Source organism: Variovorax sp. CF079, assembly GCF_900101545.1.
Classification (GTDB): Bacteria; Pseudomonadota; Gammaproteobacteria; order Burkholderiales; family Burkholderiaceae_C; genus Variovorax.
Genome location: NZ_FMZU01000003.1, coordinates 240,367 through 260,733 on the forward strand (window position 1 = coordinate 240,367; position 20,367 = coordinate 260,733).

General features: G+C 64.9%; 14 protein-coding genes. 1 reads left to right on the plus strand and 13 read right to left on the minus strand.

Annotation, left to right across the window (positions count from 1 at the left end):
* Window positions 1-224 precede the first annotated feature (224 nt).
* On the plus strand, window positions 225-3,563 hold the full coding sequence (locus BLS74_RS05455; protein WP_093103568.1) for an adenylate/guanylate cyclase domain-containing protein: 3,339 nt from the start codon (window positions 225-227) through the stop codon (window positions 3,561-3,563).
* 409 nt (window positions 3,564-3,972) lie between these two features.
* Here BLS74_RS05455 and BLS74_RS05465 read toward each other — a convergent pair whose 3' ends face one another.
* The 13 genes from BLS74_RS05465 to BLS74_RS05510 all read right to left on the minus strand — a co-directional run bounded on the left by BLS74_RS05465 (window position 3,973) and on the right by BLS74_RS05510 (window position 20,353).
* Window positions 3,973-4,479 (minus strand): transposase, encoded by a 507-nt coding sequence (locus BLS74_RS05465; protein ID WP_280142611.1) that lies wholly within the window; start codon window positions 4,477-4,479, stop codon window positions 3,973-3,975.
* A gap of 79 nt (window positions 4,480-4,558) precedes the next feature.
* Entirely contained in the window at window positions 4,559-4,762 is a 204-nt protein-coding gene (locus BLS74_RS05470) for a carboxymuconolactone decarboxylase family protein (protein ID WP_093103571.1), read from the minus strand.
* Window positions 4,763-5,076: 314 nt separating this feature from the next.
* Window positions 5,077-5,784, minus strand: coding sequence for a hemagglutinin repeat-containing protein (locus tag BLS74_RS35020; protein WP_093103572.1), 708 nt, complete (start codon window positions 5,782-5,784; stop codon window positions 5,077-5,079).
* Complete coding sequence (locus tag BLS74_RS05480; RefSeq protein ID WP_093103574.1) at window positions 5,673-6,155, minus strand: DUF2846 domain-containing protein; 483 nt, start codon at window positions 6,153-6,155, stop codon at window positions 5,673-5,675. The genes BLS74_RS35020 and BLS74_RS05480 overlap by 112 nt, the downstream gene beginning before the upstream one ends.
* Before the next feature lie 153 nt (window positions 6,156-6,308).
* Window positions 6,309-6,641 carry a hypothetical protein gene (locus tag BLS74_RS33690; protein ID WP_139191632.1) on the minus strand — a complete coding sequence of 111 codons (333 nt, stop codon included), beginning with the start codon at window positions 6,639-6,641 and terminating at the stop codon, window positions 6,309-6,311.
* Window positions 6,642-7,013: 372 nt separating this feature from the next.
* A complete protein-coding gene (locus BLS74_RS33695) occupies window positions 7,014-7,547 on the minus strand; it encodes a hypothetical protein (RefSeq protein WP_139191633.1) in 534 nt (177 codons plus the stop codon).
* Window positions 7,544-7,906, minus strand: coding sequence for a hypothetical protein (locus BLS74_RS33700; RefSeq protein ID WP_139191634.1), 363 nt, complete (start codon window positions 7,904-7,906; stop codon window positions 7,544-7,546). Before BLS74_RS33700 ends, BLS74_RS33695 begins: the two co-directional genes overlap by 4 nt.
* A gap of 1 nt (window position 7,907) precedes the next feature.
* Window positions 7,908-9,044: a DUF637 domain-containing protein gene (locus BLS74_RS33705; RefSeq protein WP_139191635.1), complete on the minus strand. Its 1,137-nt coding sequence runs from the start codon at window positions 9,042-9,044 to the stop codon at window positions 7,908-7,910.
* The gene (locus BLS74_RS35520; RefSeq protein WP_170855501.1) at window positions 8,929-9,471 is read right to left on the minus strand and encodes a DUF637 domain-containing protein; all 543 of its coding nucleotides are present in this window, start codon (window positions 9,469-9,471) and stop codon (window positions 8,929-8,931) included. The genes BLS74_RS33705 and BLS74_RS35520 overlap by 116 nt, the downstream gene beginning before the upstream one ends.
* Window positions 9,472-9,531: 60 nt before the next feature.
* Window positions 9,532-10,296: a hypothetical protein gene (locus tag BLS74_RS05500; protein WP_093103580.1), complete on the minus strand. Its 765-nt coding sequence runs from the start codon at window positions 10,294-10,296 to the stop codon at window positions 9,532-9,534.
* A complete protein-coding gene (locus BLS74_RS34295; protein ID WP_170855502.1) occupies window positions 10,293-10,436 on the minus strand; it encodes a hypothetical protein in 144 nt (47 codons plus the stop codon). The genes BLS74_RS05500 and BLS74_RS34295 overlap by 4 nt, the downstream gene beginning before the upstream one ends.
* 58 nt (window positions 10,437-10,494) lie before the next feature.
* A complete protein-coding gene (locus BLS74_RS05505; protein ID WP_244503767.1) occupies window positions 10,495-10,845 on the minus strand; it encodes a hypothetical protein in 351 nt (116 codons plus the stop codon).
* A 1-nt stretch (window position 10,846) separates the two neighbouring features.
* Window positions 10,847-20,353, minus strand: a complete 9,507-nt coding sequence (locus BLS74_RS05510; protein ID WP_093103582.1) for a two-partner secretion domain-containing protein — start codon at window positions 20,351-20,353, stop codon at window positions 10,847-10,849.
* Window positions 20,354-20,367 lie beyond the last annotated feature (14 nt).

The following is a 20,367-nucleotide window of genomic DNA, read 5'->3' on the forward strand; positions in this document are numbered from 1 at the left end:
GCCCCAGCCCTCGCCATGGCCGCTCCAATGACCATCGCGAGGGCGTTTGAAATTCCTATGCGCCGACTGAGGCGGCGTAGGCGCAGGCGCAGGCGCAGGCGCAGGCGCAGGCGCAGGCGCAGAGATCTGTATGCTGCTCGACGAGTTCGGGGCGCCTTCCCTTCAACCACGGATCGTCGCTAACATCGCCTGATTGGCCCGACTGCCACAGACGGAAGGCGAATATGCGATGCCCGAAGTGCGAGCAGGAGAATCCGCCAGCCGCGCGGTTCTGCATGCAATGCGCGCACCCGTTCGCTTCGGCGTGCGCCGGCTGCGGCGCGGATCTCCCGCCGGCGGCGCGGTTCTGCCCGCAGTGCGGCCGTCCGGCATCGGCTTCAGCGCCGGCCACGCCCGCCGTCCCGCGTCACCTCGCTGAGCGCATCCTCGACACGCGTGCTGCGATCGAAGGCGAGCGTAAGCAGGTGACGGTGCTGTTCGCCGACATGAAGGGCTCGCTCGAGCTGCTCGCCGACCGCGACCCCGAGGAGGCGCGCCGCATCCTCGATCCGGTGCTGCAGCGGATGATGGATGCGGTGCACCGCTTCGAAGGGCTGGTCAATCAGGTGATGGGCGACGGCATCATGGCGCTGTTCGGCGCGCCGCTCGCGCACGAGGATCACGCGGTGCGCGCATGCTACGCGGCCCTGCGACTGCAGGAGACGATGCGCCGCCATGCCGACGAGATGCGTCGCGAGCACGGCGTCGAGGTGCTGGTGCGCGTCGGCATCCATTCCGGCGAAGTCGTCGTCCGCTCGGTCGGCAGCGACCTGCGGATGGATTATTCGGCGGTGGGCCAGACGACGAGCCTCGCGGCGCGCATGGAGCAGCTCGCCGTGCCGGGCACGACACGGTTGACGGCGGCGACGTTGGCGCTCGCCGAAGGCTATGTCGACGTCATGCCGCTCGGCCCGATTCCTGTGAAGGGCCTGCCCGACCCGGTGCAGGCCTACGAGCTGGCCGGCGCGTCCGATGCGCGCACGCGGCTGCAGGCACGCCGCGCGCGCGGACTCACGCGTTTCGTCGGCCGTGACTCCGAGATCGAGCAGTTGTGCCTCGCCGCCGAGCAGGTCGCGGCCGGGCATGGACAGGTCGTCGCGGTAGTTGGCGAGGCGGGGGTCGGAAAGTCGCGGCTGTACTTCGAATTTGCGCGCTCGCACCACATGCACGGCTGGCGTGTGATCGAGGCGTCGTCGGTGTCTTACGGCAAGGCCACGGCGTTCCTGCCGCTCGTGGATCTGCTGCGCGCGTACTTCAGGATCGACCTGCGCGACGATCGGCGCGCGATCCGATCGAAGATCACGGGCTCGGTACTGACGCTGGATGAAGCGTTGCGCGACATCGTGCCGGCACTGCTGTGGATCCTCGATGCGCTGCCCGATGACCATGCGTTCGCGAGTCTGGAGTCCGCCGACCGGCGTGCGCAGACACTCGACGCGCTGAGACGGCTCGTCTTGCGCGAAAGCCAGTTGCAACCGGTGCTCGTGGTATTCGAGGACCTGCACTGGATCGACGGAGAGACGCAGGCTTTCCTCGACAGGCTGGTGGCCAGCGTGCCGGCCGCGGCGGTGCTGCTCGCGGTGAACTACCGGCCCGAGTATCGGCACGCCTGGGCCGGCAAGACATACTACCGGCAGATTCGCATCGATGCGCTCGCAACGTCCAGCGCCGCCGAGCTGCTGCGCGAGCTGCTCGGTACCGATCCGAGCGTGGCAGCACTTGCCCGACGCCTCGCCGAGAACACCGGAGGCAATCCGCTGTACATCGAAGAGAGCGTGCGTACGCTGGCCGAGACCGGCGTGATCGCCGGCGCAAGCGGTGCCTACCGGCTGGTGTGCGACCTCGACACGCTCGCGATGCCGGCCAGCGTGCAGGCGATCCTCGCGTCGCGCATTGACCGGCTGGCGCCCGAAGACAAGCGGCTGTTGCAGGCCGCCGCGGTGGTCGGCGTCGACGTTCCGTATGCTTTGCTGCGCGAGATCGCGGGGCTCGATGAAGACGCGCTGCGCGGCGCGCTCGGGCGACTGATGGAGGCGGAGTTCCTCTACGAGGCGCGCCTCTTCCCGGACCTCGAATACACGTTCAAGCATGCGCTGACGCACGATGTCGCATACGCCGGCGTGCTCAGCGAGCGGCGCCGTGCGTTGCACGGCGCCATCGTCGTTGCCGCCGAACGGCTGGTCGGCGAGGAAGGTATCGCCCGCCATGTCGAACGCCTGGCGCACCACGCGGTACGCGCGGAGGCGTTGCCGAAGGCGCTGCACTACCTGCGCCTGGCCGGCGCGAAGTCGGTCGCGCGCTGCGCGAACCGCGAAGCCATCGCGTACTACGAGCAGGCGCTCGAATTGCTCGCCAGATTGCCGCCGACGCGCGAGAACCTGAGCCAGGCACTCGACATCCGTGTCGCGCTCGGGCCGCCGCTGATGGCCCTGAAAGGCGACAACGCGGCGGAAGTCGAGGCGTTGTACCTGAGCATGCAGCAGCTGGTCGACCAGCTCGACGACCACGAACGGCGTTTCCCGGTGCTGTGGGGACTGTGGCGCACCACGTTCTCGGCCTCGCGCTACGACGAGGCGTGCCGTATTGGCGAGCGGCTGCTGACGAGCGCGGCTAACGGTGACGACAGCGGCTTGCTGCTCGAAGCGCACCATACGCTGTGGCCGACGCTCACCGGCCTCGGGCGCGCACGCGAAGCGATTCGGCACGCCGAGCGTGGCATCGCGCTGTACGAGCGAGATAGGCACGCGCCGCTGGCGGCGCTGTACGGCGGGCACGATCCCGGCGTGTGCTGCCGGACCTACCGCGCGCTCGACCTGTGGGTCGTCGGCTATCCTGACCAGGCGGTCGAAGCGATCGCCGACGCGCGTCGCGCCGCCGACGAGGTGCGACATCCGCTGTCGAGCGTGTTCGTCTCATTCTTCGCCGCTTGGCTGCATTTCGAGCGCGGCGAAGCGCAGCGCGCGCTGGCAGAGGCGCTCCAGGTGGTGCAGATGTGCGAGCGCTACGCGCTCGCCGGCTGGGCAGCGACCGGCGAGGTCATCATCTGCGCACTGTCGCGCGACGCACCAATCCTGCAGCGCCTGGACGAGCTACGTGAAGCGGCGCGCGCGACGCCGGCGTGGCGTGGCACGTTCTGCCTTGGGGTGTTGGCCGAGCTCTATGCGGCGAAAGGCCGCATCGACCGCGCGCGCGACGCGCTCGCGATGGTCAGTGCGTCGGAACGCACGGGCCTGTTCGCATCGGAGATCGAGCGCATCGAGGCCGAGCTGTGCCTGCTGCAGTCGGCGCCGTCTCCTGAGGATGCAACGCGCCACTTCGAGCGCGCGCTCGCGATCGCGCGCGAACGCGAGGCGAAGTCGTTGGAGTTGCGCGCAGCGACCGGGGGTGCGCGTCTGCTGGCTCGACAGGGCCGGCGCGGCGAGGCGCGCGCGCTGCTCGCGCCGTTGCTGTCGTGGTTTGGCGAAGGGTCCGATACCGCCGATCCAAAGGCCGCGCGCGCGCTGCTGGAAACGCTCGCTGCATGAGCACGCGCATGGCGGTCGCTCGATTGCTCGCCGACGCTAGCCTTCAAGGAGTGGAAGGCAGCTTGTATCCGGAGAAGATCAAAGCCGAGGCGATGCTCAAATTTGTCTAACTCACGACTAGGTCCGCTCAGGGTCGCGAGCGCCACATCGCGCAACTAGTACGACATCCCTGAAATAGCTTGCTTATTACGGCTCGAGGTACGGGGCGAGCAGCGTTGCAACGGCGGCCGCCGAGTGCGCAAGGTCGCCCGATACGGGCAGTGGCTCCCAACGTCCCGTGTGACTGCGGAACGCAGCGGTGTACCTTGTGCGAGATACCTCCGTCAGCCGAGCAATGATGTCGACGACATCGTCGCCTCGGTGGATCTGGATCAGTAGGTGTTTGCCGTAGGGGCGAACTCGGACATGGTCATGCCCCGTGAGACGAGCTAGATGACGCTGGAGTTCGTCGGCTCGTGCTCGGGCGAATGGATCTGGCATCGGCAGGGATCCTCTTGGGTTCACCGGTCTGTAGTTCGAACCCGGCGAATGTCCACTTGAATGGCTGCGGCGCGCGATTGCGCTGGACGATGAAGTCCTCGGTACGCTGCCGCAGATGGAAGATCGAATAGTGGCTGGCGTGACGAAGCACTCGCCGTGTGTAGATGGCAAACAGCAACTCGATCTGGTTCACCCAACTGGCATGCAACGGGGTGAAATGAAAGAAGAAGCGCTCGCCATGTCGAGCATTGAAGCTCTTCCAGACGCCATAGGCGCGGTGCGTGTTCAGGTTGTCCCAAATCACGTGGACGTTGCCCTCCGGATAAGTCCGGGCGACTTCCTCCATGAATGCCACCAAGTCAGTCTGAGTGCGGCGGTCGGTACAGCGCGCAAGCACGCCCCCGGACGCGCTGCTTCGCGCGCCGCACGGGCACACTCACCAAGACCGTTCACTTCGACGCGAAGGCTGATGGCGGCGGTGCCCCCGTCTGGTTTCAAAATGACGCCCACGACGTTCAGGACTTCTTGGCGAACAGGTCCTTCGCGGTGAGTGCCGCACTCATCGCCATCGGCCAGCCCGCGTAGAACGCCAGGTGTGTGATGGCTTCGACCAGCTCAGCCGGCTTCAGACCGTTTTCCACCGCCTTTTCCAGGTGGAAGCGCAGTTGTTCAGGCCGATTGAGCGCCACCAGCGCCGCGACGGTGATCAGGCTGGCCAGATCTAGTAGTTGCGACTTTACTACTTAAAACGCGCCTCTTTACTACACTTCACGGCTTCGCCCTCGACCACTACGCCGATGTGCTGCTCCATGCGCGCCCCGGCGGCGCGCGTACCAGAACGCTGCAGTGATTGGCAGTAAGCCGGTTGTTGCCGAACTGCTTGCACATCCGCGACGCTGGCGTCGGACGATCAGACCGCTGGCGTATCAATCTGCACGGAAAGCACAAAGAACGGGCACTGGGCCTTTTCGTAAGTGGTTGTCGCGGTTGGGGTTTTTTGCAGCGACCGTATCAATCTGCACGGAAAATACGATCACCCCGGAATGCACAGGCTGACGTTGACGCCGCCGCTGCTTTGCTGGCTCGCGTAGTTGGTGATGTCCTGCAGGCTCTCGATGTTCAGGTTGCCGCCGATGTCGGCCTTGACCGTGTCGCCGGCCACCTGCGCGCCTCGCATGTTGACGTCGCCGCCGCTCTTGATCTTCAGGGTGTCGGTCGCAGTGACGAGGGTGTTGTCGTAGCGAACCTCGTTGCCGATCGACTTGCCCTGGTTGCTGCCGGCGTTGACCTGGATGCTGAAGCCGTTCTGCGAGCCGAAGCCGAAGGTGACGCCGCCGCCCAAGGAACGGCCCGAACTGTTGCCCGCGGTGGCGGCGGTGTTCTGGGCGGCGAGCAGGTTGATGTCGCGCTTCGCGTCCAGGCTGATGTCGCGCGCCTGCAGCTTGGCGCCGGTCATGTTGATGTCGGTCTCGCGCGCCGTGATCTCGATGCTGCCGGCCTGGATGTTGGTGCATGAGTCTGTCGTAGCGCGCTGGATGCGTCGGACGAAGAGCGCCCGCGTGGTGCGATGAACGAGGGTGACTTGCGCAGGATGCGCGGAGAGAACGCATCTCTCCGGGGCAGGACGGACTATTTTGCGATCTTGATGATGGTCCCAACCGGCAGGTTCTTCACGTGGTACTTGCCCGGCAGGTCTTCGAGCTTGACCAAGCTGTTTCTGGCCATGATGACGCCCATGGATGGCTCCTGCTCAATGAACACGACATCGCCGGCCTTGACCGAGACGAGTGTTTCCGCCCAGTTCTCAGCCTTCGAGTAAATCTTGTGCTGCCCCGGCGCGAGGCCGAAGTGGATGTACTGATTGCCTCGCGTAAAGCCCATTTCAGAAGCGGGCTCCTGATCATCGACAAAGACATTGAATCGAACCATGCTGCCCACCGAAGAGGGGCGCACGACATAGACGATGGCCTTGCCTGGCTCGGGCAGTTTCGGGAGCTGGAAATTCGCCGTCGCGGTCTGCATCGCCTCCGGCGAGGGCAAGCTCGCGCAGCCAGTGACAGCGACTGCTGCACACGCCAGCACGGCGATGGTGATTGACTTCTTGATATTCATTCTGACGCTCTTTCTGGTTGTTGAAATTGATATGCCACGCCGTACACAGTCTGGCTGGGATTGGTTGGCTGGATGTCGTTCGCGGTTAGCCGCGTACATGTTGAATTGCATCGCCCTTGCCCAAGCCGGCAAGCACGTCGCCCACGCACGAACTTACTTCTTCTCGCTCTCACTCTGCTGCGATGCCGAACTGCTGCTTGAATCAGCCTCAGGACCCGGTTTCTGCTTGTATGTGGCTTTTGCTTTGCGCCAGCCCAGCGGATCGTTGGTGAAGGGAGGGGGGAGCCCGAGGGCATGGGCTCGACCGCTGAGTCCAGCAACGGCCATACACCCAAGGCCCAGCGAAGCGCCCAACCACCTCATCCATACCATTGGCAAGAAAGCCATCGAACCGAGCAAGATCAGAACTCCCACTAGGAATAGGATCGCGACCCCGAGACCCGTTAGCTTTCCATCAGCTAGAAACAATTGAATGAAGTTTTTCATCTCGAGTTCGCTCCTGGGCGGCCGGACTGCCGGTTCAACCATTGCTGTAAGGACTGCGAAGTACCAGAGTTCTTCCACTCCTCCAGTACTTCGTTGGTAATAGGAGAGGCAATTGGTCCGACAACGGGCACACGCTCCGCCAAAGTGCCAGTAACGGTGAGAGCAGTGTCAACGATGAGCTTGCCTGGATCGGGTCTTAAGAGCTGCTCTACTGCTGTTGCACCAAAGTTGATGGCAATAGCCCCGACAGCAGTAGCACCTGTAACTGGTTGATGAGGTCCAGGGACCGCTGACGCAGCCGTTGCCGCAGCACCGATGACCCCTGCTTGACGCCCAAGCCTTTCTGCACCTCCTGCGATCTCTTGCCGCATCTCAGGCGAAACTAGGCTGCCTGCAGGTTGCGTGTTTCCCAGCCCTGCCGCACTGTTGTAGTCGCCCATTTGCGAACCGTGCAGTCGGCGCATCCGGTGGATTGATCGGAGCAGTTCCGCCCCGGCTCGGCGTGTAGGGTGTCCACGGCGGCACGCCATTGGTGCCGCCACCAGTGGTCGTGCTCGAGACGATGTATTGCTGGATTTCCCAGTCCGGTCGTGCCACCACCTCGATGACTTGCGTCGTACCCGGCACTGCCCGCACGGATAATCCCGGATCGGCGTTGTAGCCGGGCTGCGTTGCCACATCCCAGTGCTCCAATGTGTTGGCCGAGACGCCTCGATTCTTGTTGCCGCTCAATCGCATCTGCTCCTCGATCTGCTCAGGTGATGCTTGGGGAGGCGCGTCAGCACGTTTGAAGGCCGCTGCCAGCTCGAAACCAAGCCGGGCCTCCGTCCAACTCTGCGGAAAAAAGGTAGAGGGTTTTGCTCTTGTCAACCCACTGCCCCGATGCATTCTGACCTCGGTATTCAACCAATGCCAAGCACGCGGCTGATCAAGTCTGGCCTAGTAGCGCGGCTCATTTGAATCCAATAGAAATGCATCTGATCTCGAGCCCGCTTGTTTCGGAGGAACCACTCCTTTGCTTGAACTAGATCTCTTGGCTCCAAGGAGTCTTGCTCTTCCATCGAAGCCAACAATAGCAAGGCGAGCGCGCTACGACATTCATCGTTCAAATTGCCGAGCACCAAAAGATTCAACATCTCGTGAATCCTTTTTGGATCTGCAAGTTCAAACTCCCAGTCCTGCTCTCGTCCTGTCGCAGGCAGCTTCAGCAATCGATTGATCTCAGCCACTGCACGCGCAGTGGCCCCATAGAATTCATGTGACATTTTAGAGCTCCGGATACGCCGTTTTGACGCCGCCTCTGCCTGGAACTATCCTGACCGAGGAGGCTGGTGCATAGGTTCCGTCGGGCATGATCACGCGTGCAGGAAACCCGCTGGGCAATGGGATGGAGATAGCGCCGTTTGACAAGTTGCTGAGATTCTCTTGGATGAGATGAGCCGCTGCTTGATCGTCTAAAAACTGACCTGTAGGTGTTCCTGACCCGGCAGCTCGTTTTGTCAGGAATTCAGTTTGCCCTTGGCCATGAGTATCGAAGGTGTGGCCGAATTTAGCTCGCGTCAGAGCAATCGGCCCCGTGCTTTCTCCTGGTTTTTTGCCCCCCCAATGCTCATCCCCACCACCCCGGCCGCCTGCAGCGATCCGGTGATCGCCGCGCCCACCAAGTCGCGGATGCTGGCTGCTTCCTGCCGCGTGCCCAGCGTGTTGTACAGCCTCGTCATGTCCTCGATCTGCCGGCCCAGCAGATCGCCCACCAGCGCCTTCTTGTCGGCGGTGTCGGCGTACTCGTAGGCGACTATGAGATTTGGTCAAGCTCAAGTTCGCGCTGTTGGCCAGCGCCATGCATTGACTCAGGTCTCCCCCACTGCCGCAGGCACTGTCCATGCGCTGTGCCTGCTTGTCGGCGTCACGTGCCATCTCCTCGCGCAACTGTGCGATGTCGCAGGTCCCGCCCGTGCCGCTGGAGCAGGCTCGCAAGTCGCTCATCAGCTTGGCCGAGCCGCGCAAGCTCAACGCATTGTTTGCGGCAGCGTTGGCGCCTGCAGCAGCAGCAATGTTGATCTCGGCAGCGTCCAGTCCGGCGAACGCGCCGGCAATGCCGGCGAACATCTGAGCCATTTCGACAGCACCAGGTCTGAGATTGTCGAACTCGTCGCGCCCGTACGCGTTGCCGCTGATTTCTCCAATCACCGCGCCGATCGCGCCGGCGCCGCAACCGGACGAGTTGTCCGCTTTGCCGGCGCCAACAGCGCAACCGGCAATGGCATGGGCAATCTTGTTGGTGAAGTCATGCAACGTGCCAATGGCGGTGAGGGTTCCGATCGCATTGGCAGTTTGGGCCGCCACCGTGTCGAGCAGCGCGTTCTTTAAGCCCTGCTTCAGGTTCTCCTCGGCTGCCGCCATTGATGGCCGTGCCAATCACGGCTCTCGCCGCGCCGGCGGTAAGGTTCTGGCCCAGCTGGGTCATGAAGCCCTGCGCACCACCGCCGGCCGTCGGCAAGCCGGTCGGATCGAGGTTCAGCCCGCCCAGCGCCCCGCCCGTGACGATGGCCGTCAGCAGGTTCTTGACGCTGGCGCTCGATCCCAGATCGTTCAGCGTCGCGCCAATGTCGAACTGGTTGTTGATCAGCGCCACGGCCGCCTGGCTGGCCAGTGCCGCGAGGCCGGCGGTGACGGCGCCTCCAACGACGGCGCCGACGGTGCTGCCCGCCGCGAAGACCGCCCCCTCCACCACGATCCCCTGCCCCGTGGCCACAGCTGCAGCCTCGCCCGCAGTGGCGCCGGCGCCCGATGCCGCCCCGGCCGTGAAGTACGCCACCACCAGCGTCACGATGGCCGCCCCCTCGGGCGTGAGCCCCTGCTGCTCATGGTTCCAGTTCTTGTGCGCCTCCTAGACCTTGACCCAGTCGATCTTGCCTTGCAGCTTCGGATCGTTGTTGAGTTGCTCCACCCAGCCCATGCCCGGCTGCTTGGCGAGCTGTTCGACGCTGTCCCTTGCCCCGATTCCCGCCTGCACGTGGTTGGCATTGACCGCCAGGTTGACAGCGTTGAACTGGTTGTAGTGGGTGGTCTGGTCCTGCGTGCCCTTGTCCTTGGTTTTCTGGTAGCCGAGGTCGCGCCCCTGGCTGGTTTCGCTCTGGCTGTGCTCGGTGGTCTGCGTGCCCAGGAGCAGGGTGTCGGCGTTGAGCGTGAGGGCGCCCGACGCATTCACCGTGGTGCCGAACATGGCGAGCGTGTCGGCAGCGCTGATGGTCACGTTGGTGCCATTCAGCGTGGTGCGCGTGAGCGTGCTGTCCTGGATCTCGGTGGTGATGGTTCGCTTGGCGTTGATGCCGGTGCTCGGGTCGTGCCAGATGAACTGGTTGGCTGTCAGGCCCTTGCCGCCGGTGCTGCTGGTGCCGGTGACCGAACTGGTGTTGGTGGCAGCCTGGATGTAGACTTGGCCGCCGTTGATGGCGATGTCCTTGGCGGCATCGACCTGCACGCCCACCATGTTCACGGTGCCGCCCTGCAGCAGCACGCCGCCCTGGCTGCTGGTGACGGTGCTGGCCGAAGCGGTGTCGGATTGCAGTTCGATGCCGGTCTTGCTCGTCTTGGAGAAGGGCAAGACGGGGGTGATCGGCGCGCCCACCGCCATCCCCAGCAAGCCGCTCACGCGGCCATCGAGTTGTTGCTGCTGATGCCCATGCCCACGACGGCCGTGGACTCGCGCACCGTCCCCAGGTTGATGTCGTTCTTCGCGCTGATCGAGGTGAAGCCGCCCGGCCCCTTGTTCTCGAGGATGGCGCCGATCAAATGGCAAGCACTCGGACGCGTGTCAGCTTCGCATCCAAAAAAAGGATGTCGCACTGCATCAGATCAGTTTTAGGATTTGAAGATCGCGCTGGAACAGTTCCGCTTCGTCCTCGGGAACTTCAAGAAGAAGCGCCCTCAAACCATGTTTGGCAAGCTGCTCCGTAATAACTTGACGCGCGCTTACTTCCCAGTCGGGATGCCACCCCCCTGATAGCACCAAGAGAATTACTCGCCACATCAAGTCCTCTACAGGCCGCTCAAACCCGTCCTCGAACGTGTGGGACACGTAGGCCAAAATCTGTTCATGCGGCCATCCCTTCATTGCAGCAAGATCTCTGCAACCGTCGTAGTAGGACTCCAGTGCCCACAACTTCAAAGTCTCATATGTCACTCGTTCTTCATGCAGCATATCAACCGCCTCTCCTTGTTGGCGGCACAACTTTGCCACCGTTATCCAACACGTTGATCTTGATGTTCGGGTACTTGGCTTCAAACTGTTGAATCACATTTGAACAACTCACGCACGGAGCGCGTTCAGTCAACAGATTGATCGTTCCAGTCGCTGAAGTGTTGTCCCTCAACTGTGCAGCGATGTTATTCAAAATCTTGGCCTCGGAATCAACGGCCCGATTGAGCATCAGTGGAGGATTGCTACCCGTCGGGACGACCGAACTAGGAAAAGTCTCTGGAATCTGACCAACGAAGCCCAACGCCCTCTGATCAGAAGTCGGATTCGTGATTCGACTGGAGGCTGCCATAGTCGGCTGAATACCTGGAATATCGATCTGTGCGACGCCCACATTGCCTCCAGTTCTCGCGCTCCCCGTCAACGTTCCCCGCAAATCTCCAATCTGCTGCGTCAATATGGATTGGGTGTCTGCCAAGCTGAGCGGCACCGCTCCTGCTGACAAGTAAGGCCCCGCCGCGAGTGCACCGGCACGAATAGCTCCAGCCAACCCCATGGTTGCCGCTCCCAACGCCCCTTGCGCCGATGCCGAGTTGCCCACAGCCCAACCCATGGCGATCCTGCTCAGCGGCCCCTCTCCAGGATTGTTGGGCTCACTGCCGCCAACGATGCGCCCGCGCATCCAGTCGGCTACCTCCGTGAGATCGCCCACCGTCATGTTGGGCACCGAGCTCTGTATAAAGTTGGTGCGGTAGGCGTCATAGATTTGTACCGCTGTGTACTTGCCGTCCGAGGCGTCCGACTGCTGGCGGGACCAGTTCCAGATGTCGTCGTCGTTGGGCATGAAGCTGGTAGCGGCATTCTTGAAGTCCTCACGCACTCCGTTGCACAGCGTGCTGCTGCTTCCAGCACAAGCGTTCAAGGCTTCATTTGTCTCCTTGTCTTGCTGAAGCAACGTCGCCAACTGCTCCCGCTGAGCAGGGGTGCATTGCGTCTTACATGCTTCAGTCAGTTGGCGCGCCTTGACCGCGTCCGGATGGTTCAGGAAGTTATTCGCCGCCGCATTGCTACCCGCCTGGCTGCCGATATTGATCTGGCTTGCATCTCCGCCCGCGATGGCAACTGCGAGGCCACTCATGAGCCCGGCGAATTGCACCGTGTCGGCCTGTCGCCCGTAGGCCTCGGCCGCGATCTCACCGATCGCTGCACCGAGCGCGCCCGCCCCACATCCGCTCGCGCTATCGGCCTTGGCTGCCCCAACTGCACACCCCGCGATTGCGTGGGCCACCTTGTTGGCAAAGCCGTCGAGGTTGTCGCCGATCGCGTTGGCACCTTGAGCAGCGATGGTGTCCAGGATCGCTGACTTGAGCCCCTCCTTCAGGTTCTCCTCGAGGCTGCCGCCGTTGATGGCCGTGCCAATCACGGCTCTCGCCGCGCCGGCGGTAAGGTTCTGGCCCAGCTGGGTCATGAAGCCCTGCGCACCACCGCCGGCCGTCGGCAAGCCGGTCGGATCGAGGTTCAGCCCGCCCAGCGCCCCGCCCGTGACGATGGCCGTCAGCAGGTTCTTGACGCTGGCGCTCGATCCCAGATCGTTCAGCGTCGCGCCAATGTCGAACTGGTTGTTGATCAGCGCCACGGCCGCCTGGCTGGCCAGTGCCGCGAGGCCGGCGGTGACGGCGCCTCCAACGACGGCGCCGACGGTGCTGCCCGCCGCGAAGACCGCCCCCTCCACCACGATCCCCTGCCCCGTGGCCACAGCTGCAGCCTCGCCCGCAGTGGCGCCGGCGCCCGATGCCGCCCCGGCCGTGAAGTACGCCACCACCAGCGTCACGATGGCCGCCCCCTCGGGCGTGAGCCCCTGCTGCTCATGGTTCCAGTTCTTGTGCGCCTCCTCGACCTTGACCCAGTCGATCTTGCCTTGCAGCTTCGGATCGTTGTTGAGTTGCTCCACCCAGCCCATGCCCGGCTGCTTGGCGAGCTGTTCGACGCTGTCCCTTGCCCCGATTCCCGCCTGCACGTGGTTGGCATTGACCGCCAGGTTGACAGCGTTGAACTGGTTGTAGTGGGTGGTCTGGTCCTGCGTGCCCTTGTCCTTGGTTTTCTGGTAGCCGAGGTCGCGCCCCTGGCTGGTTTCGCTCTGGCTGTGCTCGGTGGTCTGCGTGCCCAGGAGCAGGGTGTCGGCGTTGAGCGTGAGGGCGCCCGACGCATTCACCGTGGTGCCGAACATGGCGAGCGTGTCGGCAGCGCTGATGGTCACGTTGGTGCCATTCAGCGTGGTGCGCGTGAGCGTGCTGTCCTGGATCTCGGTGGTGATGGTTCGCTTGGCGTTGATGCCGGTGCTCGGGTCGTGCCAGATGAACTGGTTGGCTGTCAGGCCCTTGCCGCCGGTGCTGCTGGTGCCGGTGACCGAACTGGTGTTGGTGGCAGCCTGGATGTAGACTTGGCCGCCGTTGATGGCGATGTCCTTGGCGGCATCGACCTGCACGCCCACCATGTTCACGGTGCCGCCCTGCAGCAGCACGCCGCCCTGGCTGCTGGTGACGGTGCTGGCCGAAGCGGTGTCGGATTGCAGTTCGATGCCGGTCTTGCTCGTCTTGGAGAAGGGCAAGACGGGGGTGATCGGCGCGCCCACCGCCATCCCCAGCAAGCCGCTCACGCCGCTGGTCTTGCGGTCCTGTTCGGCCGAGGAATAGGTGGTGTTGCGCCCCTCGACGATGCCGAGGTTCCGGCCGGCATCGATCATCACGCCCTGCGTGCCGCTGATGTGCGAGCCTTCGATGTATATGTCGTTCTTGGCACCCAGCGAAACGAGGCCGCCTGAGAAGCTGCTGCCGACGCTGGTGCTGCTGGCGAACTCGCTGCTGAGCTTGTTGTCGGTGCTGCGCGTCACGCCCTTGTCGGTCCACTGCGCCGAGAAGCTGCCGGAGGTTTGCGTCTGGCCTGATGCGATGTTGATGTCGCGCTCGGCATGCACGGTCAGCAGGCCGTTGCCGGCATCCACGGTGGCCTGACGCGCATTGACGTCGCGCCCCGCATTCAGGATCGTGGTGCCGTTGCTGGCGATGGTGGTTCCGAGTTCGCGCGACGAGGACGCGGTCATCGAGTTGTTGCTGCCGATGCCCACGCCCACGACGGTGGTGGACTCGCGCACGGTCCCCAGGTTGATGTCGTTCTTGGCGGTGATCGACGTGTAGCCGCCCGGCCCCTTGTTTTCCAGGATGGCGCCGATCAGGTTCACGTCATGGCCCGCGCTGGCCACCAGGGTGCCGCCGGGGTTGGTGACGTACAGGCCCGCCACGCGATCGATGCTGGTGGTGCTGTTCAGCCCGACGCTGTTGGTGGTGGTCGTGGTGCGGACATTGATGTCGCGCCCGGCCTTGAGCGACAAGCTGTCGCGCGCATCGATCGTCCCGCCGATGTTGTTCAGGTCGTTGACGGCTTCCAGGGCGACATTGCCGCCGCTGATGCGCCCGCCCAGGTTGTTGATGTTGTCGGCGTTGATGGCGACCAGGGTGCGGCCGGCGATGGTGCCGGTATTGGCCACGTCACCGTTGCTCTTGATCTTGACGGCGTCGGCGCTCAGAAGCGCCCCCGAGCCATCGATGTCCCCCGGGCGCACGCGCACGTAGACCTGCGGCACCAACACCTGCTGCGTGCTGCCGTCGGGCAGGGTCACGGTCTGCTCGACCAGCCAGACGATGTCGCTAGTGAGCTGCGCCATCTGCGCGGCCGTGAGGGCGATGCCGGGCTTCAGGCCGTATTCCTTGGCGAAGGTGGCCCCGGCATTCATCAGCGCGGTGTACTGCTCCTCGTCCGAGTAGAAGCCGTCGAGATAGCGGTAGCCGGTGAGCTGAGCGACCTGCTCGCGGATGAGCTTCTGCTCATAGAAGCCGTCGCCCAGGCGCTTCTGGAGGTAGTTGGGGTCCATGCCCAGCGCATTGAGCAGGTAGTCGCTGGACAGCCATTGCCTGTAGTTCGCGAAGCGCGGGTCGGTCTCGACCAGGTAGCCGCCGGGCCCCGCATGGATGCCGAACAGGCTCGCGCTCGGGATGGTGGTGTTCGGCGTGCTGGTGCGCACCACCATCGGGATGTTCCGACTGCTGCCGGTGCTGTTGGCGCCGCCTGCACCAGCCGCCGCATCGGCACCAGTGCCCGAGGTCTTGACGACCGCGCCGACGTTGGCCGGGACTTCGACGATCGCGCCGGGGCGTGTGCCGCCGTTCACGTCACCGGTGCCGCCCGCATTGGCGTTCACCGCCGCGCTCGCCGCTGAACCGGGTGCAGCGCCGCTGGTCGCGAGGTAGTTGGACTCGTAGCGGAAGCTGCCGACGTTCACGGTGCCGGAGGAAGTCGTCGGACCCACCAAAGTGAAGTTGTTGGGTCCCGTCCCCGGCTTGCTGGCCATGTAGCCGGTGACGAGCGTGGTGACAGTGGAGGTTTGAGTGCCCTGCGTGGCTTCGTTCTTGGAGCCCGCGGCGGTGATGGTGCCTCCGGCGAGCACCTGGCTGTCCCGGTTGTGGAGAAAGCCGTTGATGTCGATGTTGCCGCCAGCCACCAGGCGCGCCGGGTCGGTATGCGTGGCGTAGTCGGTGGTGGCGTCGATGGTGTCGTCCCAGATGCCCCACCCCGAGCCCACGACGACGACGGAGCCGTCGGCGTTGCGATGGAACACAAAGCGGCTGGCATCATCGCCCCAGGTGTCGCTGCGGTCCCAGAACTTGCCGTCCATGGTGGCAAGCCGGGAGGTGGTCGAATGCGTGGTCTGCTGCCCCACCTGCAGATGGGTGTCCCAATTGTTGACGGTGCCCATGGCGATGGCCATGTTGCCCAGCGATTCGATGGTGGCGCTGTGGTTGTTGAGCGTGGCGCCCTGGCCCGTGGCGTAGCGGTTGGCATCCAGGGCGCCGCCGATGAACATGTCGCCGGCGCTGAAGATCAGCGCATGCTCGCGGTTGTTGATGGTGCTGGCCCCGATATCGAGACTTGACCGCGCGGCGATGGTGGCGGCTTTGGTCACGCCGTTGACGGTTTCGGCATCGTTGTTGAGCGTGCCAGCGGCAATGGAGATGGCATCGCCGTAGATGCGGCCGCTGCCCACGTTGTTGACGGTCCCGGCGTTGATCTGCGTAGCGCCGTTGCTGTCGATCAGCCCGCGGTTGGTCAGCGTGCCACCAGCGTTGACAATCGTGTTCTTACCCGACATCTCCGCGCCGGCCGTGTTCTCGACGTTGTTGCCGCCAACGGTGAGGGTCTCGCCTGCGAGCAGCTTGCCGTTGTTGGTGAAGTTGCCGGTGGTCGTGTAGCTCAGGCTGCCGTTGGCCGCGACTTCGGCGTTGTTCACGGCGTCTTGCGTGAGCGCAATGCTCAGATCCTTGCCCGAGACGGCCTGGCCGTCGCCGCTGAAGGTGGCGGCGTCGATCTGCAGGTTCTTGTCCGCGACCAGCTTGCCGTTGGTATTGGTGAGACTCAAGGTCTTGGCGGCCGGGTTGGCCGCGTTCGGATCGACGATGCGCAGGGCATTTCCGGCGGAAATCAGGCCCCAGTTGTTGTCGACGCCGCCCGAGGTGGTGATGGTGGTGTCGTCGTCGGCCCGGATGGCACCCACGTTGTTGATCAGCGTGCCGGTACTGATGCTGACATTTTTCCCTTCGATTCCCCTGTCCGTGCTCAGCGTGTTGGCGTTGGCGAGCGTGCCGGCGTTCAGGGTGGTGGTGCCCAGCGAACGGATCAGCGCACCGGTGTTGTCGATGGCCCCTGCGTCGATGCGCAGGTCGCCCGCCGCCTGCATCTGACCACCGCGGTTGTCGTAGCCGGCGCCGTGGGTGTCGATGCTGACACTGCCTTGGCCCAGCACGATGCCGCCGCCTGCGTTGGTCACTGCCCCGGTATGGGCGACCAGCGCATCCTTGGCACCGATGAAGCCCGCCGTGTTGTCCAAGGCGCCGCTCGCGAGCGTCAGCGTGCCGCTGCTGGTGATGCCGCCCTGCCCCGTTGCGTAACCCGCCGCGTTGGTGTTCGTGAGCGCCTGGCCGTGCGTGTCGATGGTCATCGCGCCGCCCGACTGGACCAGGCCGGCGTTGTTGTTCAATGCGCCCGACCGCACATCGACCATGCCCGTGGCGGCGATCGTGCCCAGCGCGTTGGTCAACGCCTGGCCATGCGTGTCGACGCTCAGGCTGTTGCCGAACACCTTGCCGGCGCTGTTGTCCAGGCCGGCGTTGCTCAGGATTGCAGCGCCGCCGGCTTGCAGGTTGCCGCCCGCATTGGTGGTGGCGCCCGAGGTCGCGACCTGAAGCTGGCCCGTGACCGCCGCGACGGCGCCGCCGTTGTTGTTGTTCAGGCTGCCGGCGTTGAGCGTGGTGTTGCCGTTGGCGGCGATGGTGCCGGCCTGGTTGCTGGTGGCGCCGTTCGTCGTCGTGCTGCTCAGGTCGCCCACCGCGATGATGCGCCCGTCGTCGTTGTTCAGGCTGCCGGCATTCAGCGCGACATCGCCGCCGGCGCCGATCCCGCCCTTGCTGCTGTTGTCCAGCATGGCGCCGACCGTCAGGCCCAGATTCGAAGCCTCGGCCGCTCTGATCGTGCCGCCCTGGTTGCTCAGGCTGCCCGCGGCGACGGTGGTGTGGCCGTTGCTGGCGATGGTGCCGGCGTAGTTGTTCAACGCACCCACCACGCTGATGCGCGTATCGCCCGACTCCGCCTGGACGATCTTGCCGCCCTGGTTGCTCAAGGCGCCGGCATCGATGGTGATCTGCTTGGCGTAGGTGTTGCCGCCGTCCTGGTTGAAGGCGCCCGCAAGGTTGACGAACAGCGCCCCGTTGCCGGTGATCTGGCCGTTGGCGCCGCTGTAGCTGCCGCCGCCAATGCTCAGGCTGCCGCTGCCCGCGTGCTCGATCTTGCCGCCGGTGTTGGTGATGCTGGCTGCTTGCAGCGTGAGGTCCTGGCCATTGGTGGCGATGCGACTGCCGGTGTTGTCGATGGCGCCTGAGGTAGCGATGGCGGTCGCGCCGGTGCCGGTCTGGACGATCTCGCCACCATGGGTGTTGGCGATGTTCGAAGCGCGGAGGTCGAGCTGGCCCGCATTGAGGGTGCCGGCATCGTTCACCAGCGCCTGGCCAGGCCGCGCGTTGGCGCTCACGCTCAGCGTGCCAGGCGTGACGACCGCCGCGTTGCTCGTGGCGACATTGCCCTGCGTCGCGGTCAGTGCGATGTTCGCCGCACTGGTGGTGCTGGAGGACAGGTCCATGCTCGCGCCCTGCAGCACGGCATCGCCGGCGGCGAGGTGGGTGCCTGTGGCCACCAGCGCGCCGGTGGTCGTCACGCGCAGATCGCCGATGCTGCCGAGCTTGCCATCGGCCTGGATGCCGGCGCCCAATACCGCCTCTCCTGAGCTTGTCGAAGGGCTTTGCAGGCTGCCGGCGGTGATCGCAGTGTTGCGCCCGGCCGTGATGCTGCCGTCGTTGACGAGTGCATCAGCCACATCGATCGTGGTGTCGTTGCTGCCGCGCAGGCTGCCGCTGTTGCTCAGGCTCCCCGCCTGGACCGACAGGTCCGTGGCCGCGCCGATCGTGCCCTCGGCATTGAGCAGTTGATTCGTCACCGTGAGCCGGGTGCCGGCAGTGGCCGACTGGATGCTGCCCTTGCTGTTGGTGAGCGACTGCGCGCCGACGGTGATGCCCTGGTTGGCCAGCAGGGTGCCGGCAGTATTGTTGAGGGCGCCGCTTGCATTGGCCGTCAAGCTGCCCGCGGCGGAGACGGTGCCGCGCGTGTTGTCGAGCGAGCCGCCGGCGCCCAAGCTCGCATCGCCGTTGCTCTCGAGCTTGCCGTCCTGGTTGACCAGGTCGCCGGTGGCGACGATGTTCAGGCTGCCGGCGCGCAGGCTCCCGCCGGTGTTGTCGAAGTGGTCGACGTGGGCGCTGAAGTTGTTCGCAACGTTGACCGTGCCGCCCACGTTGCTGAAGCGCGGGCCGCTCGCGGCCAGGCTGGTCGTCGCGAGCGAGCCGCCGTTGTTGTTGACCTGCGGGGTCTGCAGCGTGATCGGGCCGCCCGCGTAGATGCGCCCGCCGTCATTGAGGATGGCGCCGGCGGCGGTGAGGCTGCCGGGGGCGGGAGGGACATAGGGTTGCGAAGGCGCGGTGCCGCCGCTGCCGCCGGTGCCGGTGCCTCCCCCATCGCCCGTGGCCGGCTGGCCGGGGTCCGTGGTGCCGCCGGTGCCTGTTCCGCCTGTGCCCGCGCCGGGGCTGGGTTGCGAAGGCGCTTCGGGAATCGGCTCCGCGCCGATCACGCCGCCCGCGGTGTTGCTCAAGCTCGGCGCCGCCACCGTCAGGCCGACGCTGCTGGTCTGGCGGATGGTGCCGCCGCGGTTGTCGATGTCGCCGCCCGCGCTCGTGAGCTCGACTCTCGGGCCTTCGAGCGTGCCGCCTGCATTGCCGAGCGTGCCCTGTGTGGCGATCCTGAGTTCGCCGCCGCTGGCGATGCGGCCGCTGTTGGCCAGGCTGTCGGCATTCAGATTGGCACCGGCCGTGGCCTGCAGGGTGCCGATGTTCTCCAGCCGTCCGGCCGCGGTGACGACGAGCTGACCGGCACCGGCCAGCGTGCCCGCACCGTTCGCGGCCTGGATGGTGCCGGCATTGCGAGCACCCAGCCCGGCCTCGGTGCCGATCAAGGTGATCTTGCCGGCATACATGCCGCCGAGCTGCGCGACGTCGAGCGCAAAGGTGGGCGTGGGGCCAGTGCCCGTGGTCGGGCTGATCTGGCCGTGGTCGGCCGAGACCTGGTTGGCCCCGGTCACCACCTTGAGCTCGTTGGCCCAGATCCCGGCATTGACCTGCACGGCCCGCGCGAGGATCGCCGAGTAGTCGGTGCGGCTCAGGTCGAGCCCGGCGCCATCGATGCTGATGGTGCCGCCGCGCACCACGAAGCTGTCGAGGCCGCCGGCTGCATTGAACTGCGGGATCCCCGTCGTGAGCGTGGCTCTCGAAGCATTGATGAAGCCGCCGCCATCGACCGCGATGCCGGCAGGGTTGGCGATGATCACCTCGGCCCGCTGGCCGCCGACCTCCACGTAGCCGCGCAGCTGCGTCGGGTTGCCGCTCGTGATCTCGTTGAGGATGATGCGCGCGGGCCCTGTCGCGAGGTAGGGATTGCCTTGAACGAAGCCGCCCAATTGCGTCTGCACATCAGTGCGGCTGTTGTTGAGGATGGCGCCGTTGCGCTGGACGTCGAACTGGTTGAAGAGGTTGCGCGAGACGCCCGCCGCCGAGGGGGTCTGTATGTTGACCAGGGGTACGCCATTGGGCGCCAGCAGCACCGTGGGCCGGAGGTTGGGCGCCACGCCCGGTGCACCGACGATCTGCGCGGGCGCCGGTGAAACGGCGAGCAAGCCGGCCAGCGCAGTCGCCACCACGCCCGAGGTCGCCCCCGTCGCCTTGCCCGCGCTCATGGCCGTCTCCTGCACGGCCATGCGCATGCCGCGCGCGGCGCTAAAGACGATGCGGTGCAAATGCTTGTTCATTCTTCTTTCCTTGC